This is a genomic window from Rubritalea profundi (assembly GCF_002954445.1).
GTDB classification, from domain to species: domain Bacteria; phylum Verrucomicrobiota; class Verrucomicrobiia; order Verrucomicrobiales; family Akkermansiaceae; genus Rubritalea; species Rubritalea profundi.
The window spans coordinates 3402916-3418298 of sequence record NZ_MQWA01000001.1 but is presented as its reverse complement, the minus strand read 5'-3'; the positions used below and the strand labels follow the sequence as shown (position 1 = coordinate 3418298).

Genomic DNA, 15383 nt, shown 5'->3' with positions numbered 1-15383 from the left:
AACACACCACCACCAATCGGTACACTCTAGTATCAGATGAACAAACTACTTCTCACACTCGCTCTCGCAGCGACCACACTTGTCAGCTCCGCCGCACCATCCAGCGTCAAAGCAACCTCTCTCTTCGACGGCAAAACTCTCACCGGTTGGAAAGCGGTCAACCCTGCCAACGCCCACTACTGGTCGGTTGTCGACGGCGTCATCACTTGCTCCAGCGGTGATAAAAAAATGCCCACCAACACCTACCTCGCGACAGAGAAAAATTACGCAGACTTTGAGTTCCGTTGCCTCTTCCGCCTCTCAGGAGACCAAAAAACAGGGCTCATCAACAGCGGCCTGCAATACCGTTCTGGCATACACAATGGAAAAATCATCGGTTACCAAGCTGACATTGGCAAAGGCTACTGGGGTGACATCTATGACGAGCATCGCCGTGGCAAGCTCGTCAAAGGCGACTTGAGCACGCTCAAGCACCTACTCAAAGAAGATGGCTGGAACAGCTACACCATCCGCTGCACTGGCGATCGCCACGAACTCTACATCAATGGTGTGAAAACCTGTGATTGGAATGAAACTGACAAAAAATTCACCACTCCAGGAGTCATCGCCCTCCAACTCCACAGCGGCGGCATCGCCAAAATGGAATACAAGAACATCGTCATCGAAGAACTCTAAGCGTCCTCTAACTGCTCATTCTACCCATGAAAACACTTTCAATATTCCTCGGCATCTCACTTGGAGTGACACTCACGACGCAGGCAAAGAAAACCCAATCTGCCCGCACCGAAGCCAGCACCCCAGAAGCACAACTTGCAGGCTTCGAGCTACAAGAAGGCTTCGTCGCGGAACTCGTCGCCAGCGAAAAAGACGGCGTCATCAACCCGATCGATCTCAGCTTCGACGACTCTGGTCGACTATGGACCCAAACAGCTCGGATGTACCCGCTCGATCCGGTCAAAGACATCCAGTGGAACGTATTGCTAAAATTGATGGATGACCCTGCGGCGCAGGACAAGAACCCTGAATTTAAGAGAATCAAAGATCTCTACCAAGGTCGCACCCGTGGAGAAGATGAGATCCTTGTACTCTCTGGCATCTATCCCGGCCAAAAGATCAAGACCAAGACATTTGCGTCAGGTCTCACTATTCCCCAGTCATTGATCCCCTACCGCAATGGTGTCTATGTGGCGCAAGGCTCAGAGTTTTTCTATCTGAATGATACGAACAACGATGGAAAGAGCGACAAGCGCGTCCCTGTACTCACTGGCTTCGGATTTACCGACACCCACACCATGGCTCACTGCATGGTTCGCGGCCCTGGCGGCTGGATTCACTTCACCCAAGGCGCACTCAACAAAGGCAACATCACCGCTGTGCGCTCAGGCCAGTCGGCTCGCATGGACTATTCAAAATGTGCCAAGTTCTCGCTCGACGGCAACAAAATCGAAGTCATCAATGCTGGTCTCAATAACATCTGGGGCTACACCATGCAGGCAAACGGCCAGTGGTACGGCACAGAGGCCAATGACCAGAGTTGGTCTGTAGTGCCTATGGAAGAACAAACTGGATACAGAGGCATCGGTAACGAACGCCTTCGTCCTTATCAACCTCAGTTCCCCAATTTACATAAATTCCAGCGCAAGAAACGAAGCCGCTCATTCCAGCGCTCGTTTCTCTAGTTGCGGATAAGTCAGCTAGCTCCGGGTGGGCGGCACCGGACTCTCCGGTTTAGCATTTTCTGAAGATGGCAAACAGGGATTCCCTAGCGAGTGGAAAGACGTCGCTTTCTTAGCCAACCCAATCACCTCAGAAATCAACAGCGTGCGGATCAAGCGCAGCCCTGATGGCTCAGTCACTGCGGAGCATTTAAAACCACTACTAAAGTCAAAAGACGATTGGTTCCGCCCAGTGCATGCTGAGTTTGGCCCAGATGGCTGCCTCTACATTGTCGATTGGTACAACAAGATTGTCTCGCACAACGAGCTCCCCACCACCCACCCAGATCGCGATAAAAAACACGGTCGAATCTGGCGTATCCGCCACGAGTCTCAGAAACCACATTCTATCCCGAACCTCATCACCGCTCCAGCCAATGCATTGGTAAAACACCTTAGCGCTCCGACGCTCTGGGAAAAACGTGCCGCTTGGCATCAAATCGCCGACCGTCCAGCGCAAGAAACGAAGCCGCTCATTCCAGCGCTCGTTTCTCTAGTTGCGGATAAGTCAGCTAGCACGACCACCCGCATCCACGCGCTCTGGTCGCTGGAATCTCTCGGACATTTTGACGAAAAGCTAATGATTGCAACGCTCGCTTCCGAGCATGATGAACTTCGCCGCGAGGCAGTCAGATCGCTAGCCAGCTTCAAGCTCACCGCCGACCAAGTAGCGAACCTAGTCCAACCGCTAGCAAGTGACAAAAATGTCATGCTGCGTTCGCAGATTCTTCGAACACTCAGCGATATTGGAACAGCGAGCAACGCAACCATCAGCCTACTTGTCGATGCTTGTAAGAAAGAACTTCCAGGCAACCAAATAGGTGGCCCCTACGAGCGCAAGTTCGAACGCTTCCTCGCTCGCAAAGCACTAGAGCAATACCCTTCTGAGTTAGAACAATTCTTAGCAACTCCAGCTGGCGCCGCCATGCCAGCAACAAACTTACTTTGGGCGAACCAAGCACTCCCCGGCGCCGGCGATAAAGCCTTCCTCAAGATTTGGAAGAATCTCAAATCTAAGCCGATGAACGACTCGACCTTTGTCGTTCTCGCGGGACTAACCTCGGAAAAGAGCATCGTAAAAGAGCTCAAGCCTATGTTCTCCGACAAAGCAAATGCTGAGAAATTTGTTGCTCTTGCACTCGCTAACCAACGCGCAGTTCAGTCCGACAGCTTTGGCTCGATTATAGCTCTCTCTATCAACAACTTGTTAGATAACAGCGATCCGAAACTACAAGTAAAAGGCCTAGAAGCCATTTCGCGATTGCGGGTGAAACCAGCACTTCCGAAAGCTGAGAATCTCTACAAGACCAGCAACGACGAGGCTGTCAAACTTGCCGCCCTGAAGGCTCTGGATATAGACCGTCACACATATGTGCAACACTTTGAAGCAATCCTCAAAGACCCTAACAGCCAATTTGAAAGCTTCATTCAGGCTGCCTATTCCATGGGCAGAGCCGATGGTGCTAGCCGCAACAAAAATCGGAATTTCCTCGCAGCATTCCTCAAACAAAACCCAGGCCGAAAACTTGAAATCATCCAAGTGCAAGCCAAGTCTGACCACGGCCTCTTTCAGCTCCGTGAATTAGTCGATGCCGGAGTATTGAGCATTGAGGACTTCGACTACACCACAGCCGACCGCATGCACTTTGCCCTCGCGTTTAAAAAGAACCCCACAGTCAAATCAATCTACGATACTGCTACAGCCAAGCACAATGCTGCCAAAACGAAAGCCAAAGAGCGTATTCCTTCACTGATCAAGCTTGCTGAGAAAAAAGGCGGCAATGCCACCGCTGGCAAAGCCATTTTCACAGGAATGTGCCTGAGCTGCCACCAGGTCGGCGACCAAGGTGCAGGAATTGGCCCCGCTCTAGATGGCTCGGCCAAACGTGAACCTGAGGCATTGCTCACCGCTCTGCTACTACCTGACGCAGCAGCCGAGGGAGCCTACATTCTCTTCCGCGTGATCGAAAAGGATGGCACGATCCATGAAGGAATGAAGATCAAGTCCGATGGACTCGGCGCCACTGTCGCATTCCAAGGCGGCGAAAAAGTCTTCATTCCGCGCAAAGACATCCGCCGCGAAGAACATGCTGGCTCCCGCTCCTTCATGCCATCAGGCATCTTTGACCAACTGCCAGACTCCGTGATCGCCGACATCATGGCTCACATTCGCACACTCAAGTAAGCAGCATCTCTAGCTAAAAGGCTCAACCCAATTAGCTAGAGATCCCTGCACTTCTCCACGGCAAAGGATGCATTTCTTAGCAGCCCCATGCCGCTCGTCCCCCCCCTCTCCAGCCTCATCCCCCCACCACTCCACCGTCTACCGTGGGATCATGACTCGCTCCGAACTCGATAAAGTAAGCGCAGGTGTCGGCGGCATGATCCAGCTTGTCGACATGCTCACGCAGATCACTCGCGCCATGCATTACCCGCTGGTGCGGGCATTAGCAGACAGTCCTAAAGGTCTCGACGCGCTCTACGACTTCTTTGCCAATGGCCTGGGTGATCCACCTACCGGTTACTACCTCTGGATCGACGAGGACACTGACCCAGCACTCGCAGCCTACGACACGCTCAACCTCGTCTATGGCTACTGCACTGGTGTCCAAGCTGGCGAAGCCTACACCTTCCCCTTCATCAAATGCGCCGACAGACGCTATGCCCTAATCAAGGTGGAAGAGTACACAAGGCATATTCACTAACACGCATACCCGTGAAGAAACCGTACATCATAGACTTCGAAAAATACTATAGCTCGGATTTACTAATAGAAAGCGATCTCACATAGCCTAGAAACACGAAGTAGTTGAAGTCCTCATATTCGAGGACAGTTACGGTAGTAGTGTGTACTTAAATAGGGCTACGCCCCAAAACCCCCACTAAACAAAGATTTTCAATATTTGTTGCTGCACTTTCACTATGGGGTCTACCTCAATTCATACCCCTCTAACGATGAACTCATTGATATAAAGAATTAGTCTCTGTTTCACCGATCTGCTAGCTTGCACTCATGAACGAAAAAACTCACGCCCAACGCCGTGAAGCCAGAGGGAGGGAATTCAATTTTATATTGTTTTTTTTGGCGCTATTTGCGCCTGGAATCATCATTCTGAGTATACCAGTTCTTTTCCCAGTGTGGTGGGAATACGATGCCGAGGGGGGCAGTTTTGAAGCCATGGGCGTTTACCTTATAGTTCTTGTATTAAGCTCCCCAGTTGCAAGTGGATTTTGCTGTTGGCAACTTACTCTGTGCCATCCCTCCTTTTCAACAGGGAAAAAAGTGTTGGTGGGCTTCTTTTACTTTATCGCATGCTTGGTCGCTACGTTTTGTATGGGGTACATCGCCGGCGTGATCGGGATTACTTCATCCAGTCCTTACCATCACTAACAACCTCCGGTTGTCCTCGTCGCTCTTGCGGGAATAATTGACAGGAGGAATCTGCCTACCTCGGTATTCAGCCTCCTTAGACTCAACTCAGCGCTCACAAAACTCTTCATTTTAAAAATCGGCCTAACAACTTCATCCTAGGTCACCTACACCAGCCTATTTAAGCTCCCCCATTTTCACCTTCTAGCCACAAAAGAACACTGCTAGAAACCTGCATCATTTCTCCCATGTCTTCATCCCACCCGCCTCATCCCTGTTTCATCAGTCTTGTCTGAAAACTGAACACTCTCAGTCTCCGCCGCAGGCACCCCCCCCAATCGCGTGCACCAAAGGCGTTGCACACGAGCCATCATTCTTGACAATACACCAACGAATAACATCACTTAACATTCTAGCAGTTAGGAGGATAATTTTAGATGATCTGTTGAGTTTAGATGATCTGTTGAGTTTAGCGGGTCTGTTGAGTAGTTGAGCTGGTCTATCTGGCTAGCACCAAGCTCCCCTAATTGTTCATTATTAATTAGAGCGTAGCGAATATCCCGCTTCATCAACCCAAGTCTGGAAACTGAAAACCGAACACTTTAATCGCGTGTGCCAAGTCAATTCGGCAGTATACTATCCCCCGTGCTCAGATGCGAGTATTCAGAAGTAGCGAATAAAAAGTAGCCCACACCGTAGAAGTGGCTTCCAGCCGCTTACCCAACTAGCTCTGCCCTTGAAACCCCGAACATCCCCCTCCACGCACGCAAGCAAGCTCGCTTCCTCCCCCTAGCATATGGAAAATCAATGCTTGCGCGACACACATCGTTTAACATTCTATCAGTTAGGCGGATAATTTTAGCGGATCTGTTGAGTTTAGCGGGTCTGTTGAGTAGTTGAGATGGTCTATCTGGCTAGCACCAAGCTCCCCTCCCCCCAATCGCGTGCGCCAAAGACGATTTACGCGACCACACCCAATCACGCGCACAAAGTCACGTGAGACATGGCCTCTATACGTGATACGTGCCCTCTTGCGCCCGTTTCATCAGTCTTGTCTGAACTCTGAACACTGAACACTGAACTCTGAACTCTGAACACTGAACACTGAACTCTGAACACTGAACACTGAACTCTGAACTCTGAACTCTGAACTCTGAACTCTGAACTCTGAACTCTGAACTCTGAACTCTGAACTCTGAACTCTGAACTCTGAAAACTCTCAGTCTCCGCCGCAGGCTACCCCCGTAGATGTCCCACCCCTCCCTCTAAATTCTTTCCTATAGGTTACTCCTTGGTCGTGTCGACCATGCTTAACCCTTAACTAGAAAGAATACCCATGAATAACGAACTCACTGAAATCGCCTTTATCCTCGACCGCTCTGGCTCCATGCAGTCACTCACTGAAGCGGCAATCACAGGATTCAACTCCTTCCTCGATGACCAACTCGATACTCCGGGCGAAGCTCGTCTCACCCTTGTCCTGTTCGATAATGAATACATCCTGCATGCCAATCGTGCTCCGCTCAAGGATGTCCAAAAGCTCGATACACTGAGCTACGTCCCGCGTGGCTCAACTGCCTTACTCGATACCATTGGCCGCACCATCGATAGCATCGGGGCAAAGCTCTCCTGTGCCCCGGAGAGAGATCGCCCGGCATCTGTCACCATTGCTATCTACACCGATGGCTATGAGAACGCCTCAACCGATTACACCGCCGCTCGTATCCGCGAGATGATCAAACATCAAACCGAGCAATACGGCTGGCAGTTCCTGTTCCTTGCCGCTAACGAAGACGCCATCGCCACAGCAGCACACTACGGTATTGATGAAAGCAACGCAGCTCAGGTTTCGCTCAATGCCCCGGGTATGCAAGCCAGCACGATGAGCATCTCACGTAAGGTCAAAGCATCACGGGCAAGGTTCAGCGAAGTCTGGAGCGATGATGAACAAGCCAAAGACGCCGACGCCGACCTCTCCGAAATCGTCGAAGAAGAAACAAAAAAGCAAAAGGGCTCCTAAGCCATGAGACGCGAACTATTTCCTTCACATCTGGACCTGCATCGCGCTATCTAACATCAATGCGTTTTTACTCCCTCTTGCTCACCTTCACTCTGCTGTCTTCATTTCTGGAAGCTGCCCCCAAAAACATAAGCTCTCAGCGTGACTCCAGTGGTCAAACTCTAGAAGCGGCTATCAATAAATTCTACGCTCCATACATCCGAATCGAGTCGAGCATCGGGAGAGTGGCCGTAAAAAGCTCTAGCAATGTGCGCTTCTATGCATTGAGTGGTGCCAGAATGAATGGTCCTCACAGCTTAGCGCTCAACGATGCTGACAAACTCAACCATGTTGACTTGCATGCTGTTGCTTCAATCAAATGCAAGGCCTACCGCTACTACGATCGTAACAAAGGAAAAACGTGGTCCGAGTGGAAGAGAGGGACTCCAGCAGAGCTTCAGTGGCTCACCACCTCGGCTAGGCGTAAAAATAATAAGTTCACCTTCACCAAGGCCACCGGCCTCCAGTACCTCACCTATTGGAAGAAGTAAGTTCCCATCTCTCCCGTGAATTGCCCCCAAACAGCTCAATAAGTGAGACTCTAAGGCATCAGCACCACCTCATCTCCGGAAGATAATTTGAAACGGTCCACGCATCACGAAGCAAGCCTAACACACTAACCAATAATCCATTCCAAACCCTCTGCAAATAACACCCACTCTAAAGGCAATCATCCACCCCATCCTCCCAGAACTTCCCCCTTCACACACCTGCTAGAACTTGCTACTACCCTGCATCAGTACTCCCATGTCGTCACTCTCACTTCAAGATCAAGCTCTCCGAGAAATCGGGAAAACTATCTACAATTATCAGAAGCTTGAAAAACTACTCAAGACACTCATTGTTCATACCAATGTCTTCACTATAGATGGTAATGCTCAGGAAGTTTTTGATGACCTCAGGAAGTCGCATTCCATGCAGACTCTAGGAAACCTAGTTACTCGACTGTTCGATACACTCTACGCCCCCAGTAAAGAGTCACCCAAGCACAGAGGCGACTCTACCTTCTCTCTCCAGATTCGCACAGTCTTCGCAACTGAAGAAGGGTTAGAAGCGCATAAGGAAAAACTCCAGTCCATCCTGCTCTCAAGAAACACCCTAATCCATCAGACCCTAGGAGATCTCGACATTCACTCACCGGAGGCCTGCGAAGCGCTTATCAAAGACCTTGAAGCCCAGAACAAAGCTTTCACCCCCGTTTACATGGAGTTCGCTGACACCTTAGCGGAGTTCTCTGACTGGGCTCGCACCATAGCTGAGAATCCAGATTCCCACTTTGCTAACGAGCAACCAACTGATGACCCTGAAGTCATTGCCACAAAAATCACTCACAAATCCCCCCGCAAATAACACCACAAATTTTCCACCATGTTCGAACAAACTTTCAAAAACATCGACGACATCCTCTTCAAGGATGCAGGGGCCGACAGCGAGCTCGACTACATCGGTCAGACCTCTTGGGTCATGTTCCTGCGCTACCTCGATGAGCTAGAGCAAGACAAGGCGGATGAAGCCGAGCTAGAAGGCAAAGAATACAGCTTCATCGTGGAAGAAAAGTTCCGTTGGCCTAACTGGGCAATGCCGAAAGGCACCGATGGCAAGATCGACCACCACGTCGCGATGACCGGTGCGGATCTAGTCGAGTTCGTCGATAGGCAGCTCTTCCCCTACCTCGCTGGCTTCAAGGCCAAGACCGATGACGCGCAGACGCTAGAATACAAGATCGGTGAGATCTTCTCCGAGCTAGATAACAAGATCAAGAGTGGCTACAACCTCCGCGAGATCCTCGAGTATGCCGACACGCTACCCTTCCGCTCTAGCAAGGACAAGCACGAGCTGAGTCACCTCTACGAGACAAAGATCAAGAACATGGGCAATGCTGGCCGCAATGGTGGCCAATACTACACCCCACGTCCCTTGATTCGTGCCATGATCGCCGTCACTGACCCTCAGATGGGTGAGACTGTCTACGATGGTGCCGCCGGTTCCTGTGGTTTCCTCTGTGAGACCTACGACTACATGCTACAGCGCATGGAGAAATCCACCGACAACTTACAGACGCTCCAGCAGAAGACCTTTTACGGTAAGGAAAAGAAGAACCTCGCCTACGTGATAGGTGTCATGAACATGATCCTGCACGGCATCGAGGCCCCCAACATCATCCACACCAACACCCTTGGCGAGAGCATCCGCGACATTCAGGAAAAGGACCGTTACAATGTGATCCTCGCCAACCCACCCTTCGGCGGCAAGGAACGCCCAGAGGTGCAGCAGAACTTCGCATCAAGACTGGCGAGACTGCCTTCCTCTTCATGCAGCACTTCATCAAGTCGCTCAAGGCCGGCGGACGTGCTGCCATCGTCATCAAGAACACCGTGCTGAGTAATACCGACAATGCCTCGGTCGCACTGCGTAAGCTCTTGCTAGAAAGCTGCAATCTCCACACAGTCCTCGACATGCCAGGCGGCACCTTCACGGGTGCGGGAGTCAAAACCGTCACCCTCTTCTTCCAGAAAGGTGAGCCAACTAAGAAGGTATGGTTCTACCAACTCGATCCCGGTCGCAACATGGGCAAAACCAATCCGCTCAACGACAAGGACATGGTCGAGTTCATCGAACTCCAAAAGACCAAGCCCGAAAGCGAAAAGAGCTGGAGCCTCGACGTGGCTGACATCGACGACAAGACCTACGACCTCTCGGTCAAAAACCCCAACACCCCAGAAGAAGCTCCCTTGCGAAGCCCTGAGGAGATCCTTGCTCAGATGGAAACTCTCGATGCTGAGACTGCGGATCTTTTAAAATCAATCAAGGAGTTGGTATGAAGAAAGGTTGGGTAGATAATACGTTAGAAGGACTTTGTGATAAGATCTTTGCGGGGGGGGATGTGCCAAAAAACAATCTTTCTAAAACTCGAACTGATAAATATTCTATTCCTATTTTTGCGAATGGTGAAAAAAACAAAGGGCTATATGGCTACACAGATTTAGTAAAAGTTACTGAGCCTAGTATAACAGTCTCAGCTCGGGGCACGATAGGTTATTCAGAAATACGATCTGAACCTTTTTTTCCAGTTGTAAGGTTAATTGTGCTAACTCCCAATTTAGAGTCAGTTAGTATCAATTACCTTAAATATGTCGTAGAGGGTATGGAGTTTGTGAACAGTGGTAGCTCAATTCCTCAACTAACCGTTCCGATGATAAAAAAATACGGTGCATCCATCCCGCCCTTAGCCGAGCAGGAGGCTATTGTGGAGGTCTTGGACAAAGCATTTTCCGCCATCGACCAAGCCAAGGCCAACATCCAACAAAACATCGCCAACGCCAAAGAACTCTTCCAATCCAAACTCCAAAGTTTCGATTATACTGAAAATTCAATGGGTGATCTGGTAGATATAAAAACTGGAAAACTGAATTCAAATGCTGCGGTAGAAAGTGGCGAGTTCCCATTTTTCACATGCTCAAGAGAAGTTTTCCAGATTGATCATTATGCCTTCGATTGCGAAGCAATTTTATTAGCAGGGAACAACGCATCGGGCGACTTCAACGTTAAGCATTACAAAGGAAAATTTAATGCTTATCAGCGGACTTATGTGATTTCAATTCCAGATGAGTCCAAGCTAGACTATCGATACCTTTACCACCAATTAACAAAAGGATTGATAGAACTTAAACGGAGCTCTGTCGGAGCTAATACGAAATTCTTGAAAATTGGTATGCTCCGAGACTTCAAAATACCTCTCCCGCCCCTACATGAACAAAAAAACATAGTCAAACAACTCGACTCTTTATCCCAATCAACCAGCCAGCTCCAGTCCCTCTACCAAACCAAACTCGTCTCCCTCGACGAACTCAAAAAATCCATCCTGCAAAAAGCCTTCGCAGGCGAATTAACCTAATATTTTTTCACCTTGATAGAATTACTAAAGGTTAGTTAAATAACACAAGCGATTTACGTCCAATATGGCACAGAGAAACTACAGCGCATTAACGAAACAGAGGCTACACGTGCAGTCTGGTGATTGCTGCGCCTATCCTGAGTGCCCGTTAAGGTTGTTCCCTGAGGAGGGAAACAATGCCGACATTTGTCATATTGAAGCACTAAGCCCAGGTGGACCTCGCTATAACCCAGATAGCTCTGACGAAGAACGTAATGCGTTCCCTAATCTCATGCTACTGTGTAAAACGCACCACGGTATCATTGACCAAGTAGACACAGCTGGTCAGCCATACTACAACACGCACCAGCTTAAACAAATGAAGCAAGCACGCCGAGATTGGTTTGAGGCTTCACGTGCAACGCTATTTTCCATTAAGACACCTAGTCTACTTTCCAAAATCGTTCACAGCCTCAGCTCTCTGCAGGCTGAACCAAAACCAGCGAATGTGTCTCATCCGTTCAAAATAGACGCGAAGATTGACTTTAACGCTCTGAGTAGCCGCCATTATGGGATCATTCATAAATATTCAGTCTATTACCACAGTGTCGAATGCCTCTATAATGAGCTGGAGCCAGCTCAGAAAGCCTCTCTTTTAGAGGCTATCAATGACATCTATCTTTCCTGCCAACGCCCCTCTATCTCCTCAGACGACCTCTGGGATAATGTGGAATCGAAACTGATAGAAAAGTTAAACAATGAAAGTAAGCACGAGTATAGCGAACCACTAGAATGGTGCGTAAACATCATAATGGTTGATGCATTCATGCGCTGTAAAATACTGGAGGAACCAAAGGTATGATCGTCAATCAAGACATCAAACCTGAAAAGCAGGCTTACTATCTTGGATCATTGATCCTCAGCGCACTCAAAGAAAATTCTAGCAAAAAGATTCAGTTGCTAGACGTGTTTGAGCAAATCAACAAGAATGAGAAAGTCAGCTACCACGCCTTCTCTATGGCAATGAACTGGCTCTATCTGATCGGGGCAATCAAACTTAAAGGCAAGCACCTCACACAATGTTTCTAAAGAGTCTCAACATTTCAGGAATCGAAGGAGAAATCCGCCACATAGATTTCCACAAAGGCGTCAACCTCATCGTCGACAACTCTGTAGGGGAAAACGAGTCAGGTAATAATGTCGGCAAGACCACCATTCTACGATTGGTCGACTATTGCTTCGGCAGTAGTGGAAAGAACCTCTACACTGATCCAGAATTCAAAACAGAGTCAGAAATTAAAGACTTTCTCATTGAACAGCAAGTTTTGATCACCCTCGTCTTGGCTAAAAACCTCGACTCTGAAGCAGCGCCTAAAGTCACTATCGAGCGCAATTTCCTGAAGCGTCCTGAGAAGATTCAAAAGATCAATGGGGAAACATTCACAGACAAGAAATTTGCCCCCAGACTAGCAGAATTAGTATTTAGGCATACAGAGATCAAACCTACGCTTAGGCACCTCATCGCCAAAAACATTCGGGATGAAAAGAGTAAGTTAAACCACATCCTTAAGGTACTCAGCCCTTTCGATACAGATATTCAATACGAAACGCTCTATCAATTCCAATTTGGTGTGCATAGTGCCAATGGTGACGCCTATTCAAGAGCTAAGGACGAACACAAAAAACAGGAAACTTACAAGTCACAGCTCTCCAAACAATTCAATCTGAGCGAGTTTCAGCTACTCCCCACACTCGAATCAACAATGGAGGAGCTAGGAGCGAAGAAGGACAGCCTGGATCTCGACTCAAACTACCAACAGCAGCTAGATGAATTTGACTTGGTGAAGACTGAAATGGGCCGCTGTGCTACGACGCTAAGCACCATCACCCTGCGTAAAGACCTCATAGAAGAAAGCCGAAATAGCCTAGAGAAAGATAAATCCCAGGTGGCTGTAGATGAGATTCAAGCACTCTATGCGGAGGCAAAACTTCTAATCCCGGACCTTCAGAAAACATTTGAAGAAAGTGTGCATTTCCACAATCAGATGATCGAGAACAAGCTAGAGTTCATCACCAAGGAACTTCCAAGTCTAACTGAAGAAGATCGCGCCATCAGAATCAAGCTGCACGAACTAGAACTGCAAGCGGAGCAATATAAGGAACTTTTGCACAAAGACAAAACTCTCGTTGCCCTTGAAAAAATCAACACTGACCTTAATCGGTTGATTGAACGCCACGCGAAGTTGAGTGAGCAAAATCGAATTTGGCGAACATGTTTAGGCGACCTAGAAAAGCTCAATCAAGCACTAGAGACATTTAGTGATCAAGCGAAGTTACTGAACTCACAGATCGCAGCTAATCTAGAAGTTTTCAACACTAGCCTCAAACGCATTGCCCAAGCTCTCTACGGCCAGCAATACATGCTCATTCGCTCAGAAAAGGACAAGAATGGCAAAGATCTAAAGACGCTACAATTTGAAATGCTTGGAGTCAGTTCCAATCCTGGAACAGGTGAAAAGAAAGGCCATATCACCGCCTTTGATCTCGCGTATATCGAGTTTGCAGAAAAATTAGACATCCCCCACCTCAACTTCATCATGCACGATCAAATTGAGAATGTCGATGATCGTCAAATTGTCACAATACTGGAAAAACTAGTCCCTAGCATCAACTGCCAATACATAGCACCCATTTTGAAAGATAAAATACCAGCAGTTATTGACCTGAAAAAATACACGGTGATCGAGCTCTCCCAAAGCGAGAAGTTGTTCAAAGTGTAGGTAGCTTCAGAACTGTAATGAACATTTACGACTGGCTCACCTACGGAAAAAAGGCGCCCGAAACACCTAGTCAGAGAGCGAACTTAGAGAACACCGTTCCGACATTAGCTTGGACGCCTTTATAATTTTTCAGTTCACCGACAGAGAGAGCATTCACAATGAGCACCGTTCCCCATTCAGCAACCTGTACTTTCCATATAGCATGATAACTGCGCGTCAATAGCCTAGTTTACGCACTCAATTCAAGTTTCCCCACCTAGACAACACTCACACTAGTTTCTTGATCGGGTTTTGATCCAAGCCCCCCATTCGAGACTCTAACATTCACCCTTTGCTTATAGAATAGGCTATTAAAGCTCCGACACTTTCTTGATCGATTTCTGATGAGCATTCTAAACATGTAAAGGAAATCGAGTTTCCTTTACATGTCGGCACTAACATGTAATAAAAAGTGCCCTTTTCTTTACCTATCATGTCAACATTAAGCCCATTACCACTTCCACCGGACTCAGGACTTGAGACTCGGGAGGTGTGGCGGGCACTGAACATGGCTCATCGCTATCTGGCAGAGCTCAAGGGCGTGTGTCTCTCTTTGCCTAATCCTAGTTTGTTGACTCAGACTCTTTCTCTACAAGAAGCCAAGGACAGCTCCGAGATAGAAAACATCATCACCACTCATGATGACCTGTATGCCACTCAAGGTAGTGACGTAGAAGGACTGAATCTGGCGGCTAAGGAGGTGCAGCACTATGTGCAGGCGCTTCAGCATGGATTCAAAGAAGTGCGTGACACTGGGCTGATCAGACTGGATACGATTTTAGCGATTCAGGCAGAGATCGAGCAGAACGAGGCTGGCTTGAGAGCGCTCCCCGGCACGATGCTAAAGAATGATCGGACAGGGGAAACCATTTACCAGCCACCACAAAGTAAGCTGGAGGTAGAGCAGCTGATGACTAATCTGGTGGATTACATTCATGATGAGCAAGACGAGCTAGATCCCCTACTGAGGATGGCAATCATTCATCACCAATTCGAAAGCATCCACCCATTCTACGATGGCAACGGCCGCACTGGTCGTATCCTCAACATTCTAGTGCTGGTGCGTGAGGGACTGCTAGACCTGCCGATCCTCTATCTAAGCCGCTACATTAATCACAGTAAGGCAAGCTACTACGAACTTTTACAAAAAGCGCGTGACGAGAACCGCTGGGATGAATGGTGTGTCTATATTCTCAAAGGGATTACAGAAACAGCAAAGCATGAGATTCAGCTGATTGGCCAACTCACAGCACTGATGCGGGACTACAAACACAGAATCCGTAAGAATTACAAATTCTACAGCCAAGACCTGCTTAATAACTTGTTCCGCTACCCTTACACAAAAATTGAATTCATCGTGGATGAACTCGGTGTCTCCAGACCCACTGCGACCAAATACCTAGACCGATTAGCCAAAGATGGATTTCTCGATAAAAAGAAAATGGGTCGCTCAAATTTCTATGTAAATACTCCGCTGTTTACTCTACTCACCTCACTTAGCACGCCTACCTAACCATGAACGAAGCCCAAACACGCTTAGACCACA

Annotated in this window: 13 protein-coding genes and 1 pseudogene; all 14 read left to right on the top strand. The window is 48.4% G+C overall.

Translation table 11 applies throughout. The annotated features are described in order from the left end of the window. The first annotated feature begins 36 nt into the window (after nt 1-36). The 14 genes and pseudogenes from BSZ32_RS15045 to BSZ32_RS14980 all read left to right on the top strand — a co-directional run bounded on the left by BSZ32_RS15045 (nt 37) and on the right by BSZ32_RS14980 (nt 15350). Nucleotides 37-675: a 3-keto-disaccharide hydrolase gene (locus BSZ32_RS15045; RefSeq protein WP_105044176.1), complete on the top strand. Its 639-nt coding sequence runs from the start codon at nt 37-39 to the stop codon at nt 673-675. A 26-nt stretch (nt 676-701) separates the two neighbouring features. Then, nucleotides 702-1679: a DUF7133 domain-containing protein gene (locus BSZ32_RS15040; protein WP_105044175.1), complete on the top strand. Its 978-nt coding sequence runs from the start codon at nt 702-704 to the stop codon at nt 1677-1679. 25 nt (nt 1680-1704) lie between these two features. Beyond that, on the top strand, nt 1705-3900 hold the full coding sequence (locus BSZ32_RS15035) for a DUF7133 domain-containing protein (protein ID WP_105044174.1): 2196 nt from the start codon (nt 1705-1707) through the stop codon (nt 3898-3900). Between the two features lie 151 nt (nt 3901-4051). Beyond that, nucleotides 4052-4420 (top strand): hypothetical protein, encoded by a 369-nt coding sequence (locus BSZ32_RS15030; protein WP_129589783.1) that lies wholly within the window; start codon nt 4052-4054, stop codon nt 4418-4420. Between the two features lie 308 nt (nt 4421-4728). Next, the gene (locus tag BSZ32_RS15025) at nt 4729-5106 is read left to right on the top strand and encodes a hypothetical protein (RefSeq protein WP_105044172.1); all 378 of its coding nucleotides are present in this window, start codon (nt 4729-4731) and stop codon (nt 5104-5106) included. A gap of 1315 nt (nt 5107-6421) precedes the next feature. Next, nucleotides 6422-7105, top strand: a complete 684-nt coding sequence (locus BSZ32_RS15020) for a vWA domain-containing protein (RefSeq protein ID WP_105044171.1) — start codon at nt 6422-6424, stop codon at nt 7103-7105. Between the two features lie 59 nt (nt 7106-7164). After that, on the top strand, nt 7165-7635 hold the full coding sequence (locus tag BSZ32_RS15015; RefSeq protein WP_105044170.1) for a hypothetical protein: 471 nt from the start codon (nt 7165-7167) through the stop codon (nt 7633-7635). Nucleotides 7636-7891: 256 nt separating this feature from the next. Next, nucleotides 7892-8494, top strand: coding sequence for a hypothetical protein (locus BSZ32_RS15010; protein WP_105044169.1), 603 nt, complete (start codon nt 7892-7894; stop codon nt 8492-8494). Between the two features lie 18 nt (nt 8495-8512). Then, nucleotides 8513-9966, top strand: a pseudogene (locus tag BSZ32_RS20175) (class I SAM-dependent DNA methyltransferase). Next, nucleotides 9963-11039 carry a restriction endonuclease subunit S gene (locus BSZ32_RS15000; protein ID WP_105044168.1) on the top strand — a complete coding sequence of 359 codons (1077 nt, stop codon included), beginning with the start codon at nt 9963-9965 and terminating at the stop codon, nt 11037-11039. The pseudogene BSZ32_RS20175 and the gene BSZ32_RS15000 overlap by 4 nt, the downstream one beginning before the upstream one ends. Nucleotides 11040-11103: 64 nt before the next feature. Continuing rightward, nucleotides 11104-11880: an ABC-three component system protein gene (locus BSZ32_RS14995; RefSeq protein ID WP_105044167.1), complete on the top strand. Its 777-nt coding sequence runs from the start codon at nt 11104-11106 to the stop codon at nt 11878-11880. Continuing rightward, entirely contained in the window at nt 11877-12107 is a 231-nt protein-coding gene (locus tag BSZ32_RS14990) for an ABC-three component system middle component 6 (RefSeq protein WP_105044166.1), read from the top strand. Before BSZ32_RS14995 ends, BSZ32_RS14990 begins: the two co-directional genes overlap by 4 nt. Beyond that, nucleotides 12098-13798 carry a DUF2326 domain-containing protein gene (locus BSZ32_RS14985; RefSeq protein ID WP_105044165.1) on the top strand — a complete coding sequence of 567 codons (1701 nt, stop codon included), beginning with the start codon at nt 12098-12100 and terminating at the stop codon, nt 13796-13798. Before BSZ32_RS14990 ends, BSZ32_RS14985 begins: the two co-directional genes overlap by 10 nt. A gap of 472 nt (nt 13799-14270) precedes the next feature. After that, a complete protein-coding gene (locus BSZ32_RS14980; RefSeq protein WP_105044164.1) occupies nt 14271-15350 on the top strand; it encodes a Fic family protein in 1080 nt (359 codons plus the stop codon). Nucleotides 15351-15383 lie beyond the last annotated feature (33 nt).

Coding starts and splice junctions, on each gene's coding strand:
- BSZ32_RS15045 (WP_105044176.1), top strand. CDS start 37: ATGAACAAACTACTTCTCACACTCGCTCTCGCAGCGACCACACTTGTC.
- BSZ32_RS15040 (WP_105044175.1), top strand. CDS start 702: ATGAAAACACTTTCAATATTCCTCGGCATCTCACTTGGAGTGACACTC.
- BSZ32_RS15030 (WP_129589783.1), top strand. CDS start 4,052: ATGACTCGCTCCGAACTCGATAAAGTAAGCGCAGGTGTCGGCGGCATG.
- BSZ32_RS15025 (WP_105044172.1), top strand. CDS start 4,729: ATGAACGAAAAAACTCACGCCCAACGCCGTGAAGCCAGAGGGAGGGAA.
- BSZ32_RS15020 (WP_105044171.1), top strand. CDS start 6,422: ATGAATAACGAACTCACTGAAATCGCCTTTATCCTCGACCGCTCTGGC.
- BSZ32_RS15015 (WP_105044170.1), top strand. CDS start 7,165: ATGCGTTTTTACTCCCTCTTGCTCACCTTCACTCTGCTGTCTTCATTT.
- BSZ32_RS15010 (WP_105044169.1), top strand. CDS start 7,892: ATGTCGTCACTCTCACTTCAAGATCAAGCTCTCCGAGAAATCGGGAAA.
- BSZ32_RS15000 (WP_105044168.1), top strand. CDS start 9,963: ATGAAGAAAGGTTGGGTAGATAATACGTTAGAAGGACTTTGTGATAAG.
- BSZ32_RS14995 (WP_105044167.1), top strand. CDS start 11,104: ATGGCACAGAGAAACTACAGCGCATTAACGAAACAGAGGCTACACGTG.
- BSZ32_RS14990 (WP_105044166.1), top strand. CDS start 11,877: ATGATCGTCAATCAAGACATCAAACCTGAAAAGCAGGCTTACTATCTT.
- BSZ32_RS14985 (WP_105044165.1), top strand. CDS start 12,098: ATGTTTCTAAAGAGTCTCAACATTTCAGGAATCGAAGGAGAAATCCGC.
- BSZ32_RS14980 (WP_105044164.1), top strand. CDS start 14,271: ATGTCAACATTAAGCCCATTACCACTTCCACCGGACTCAGGACTTGAG.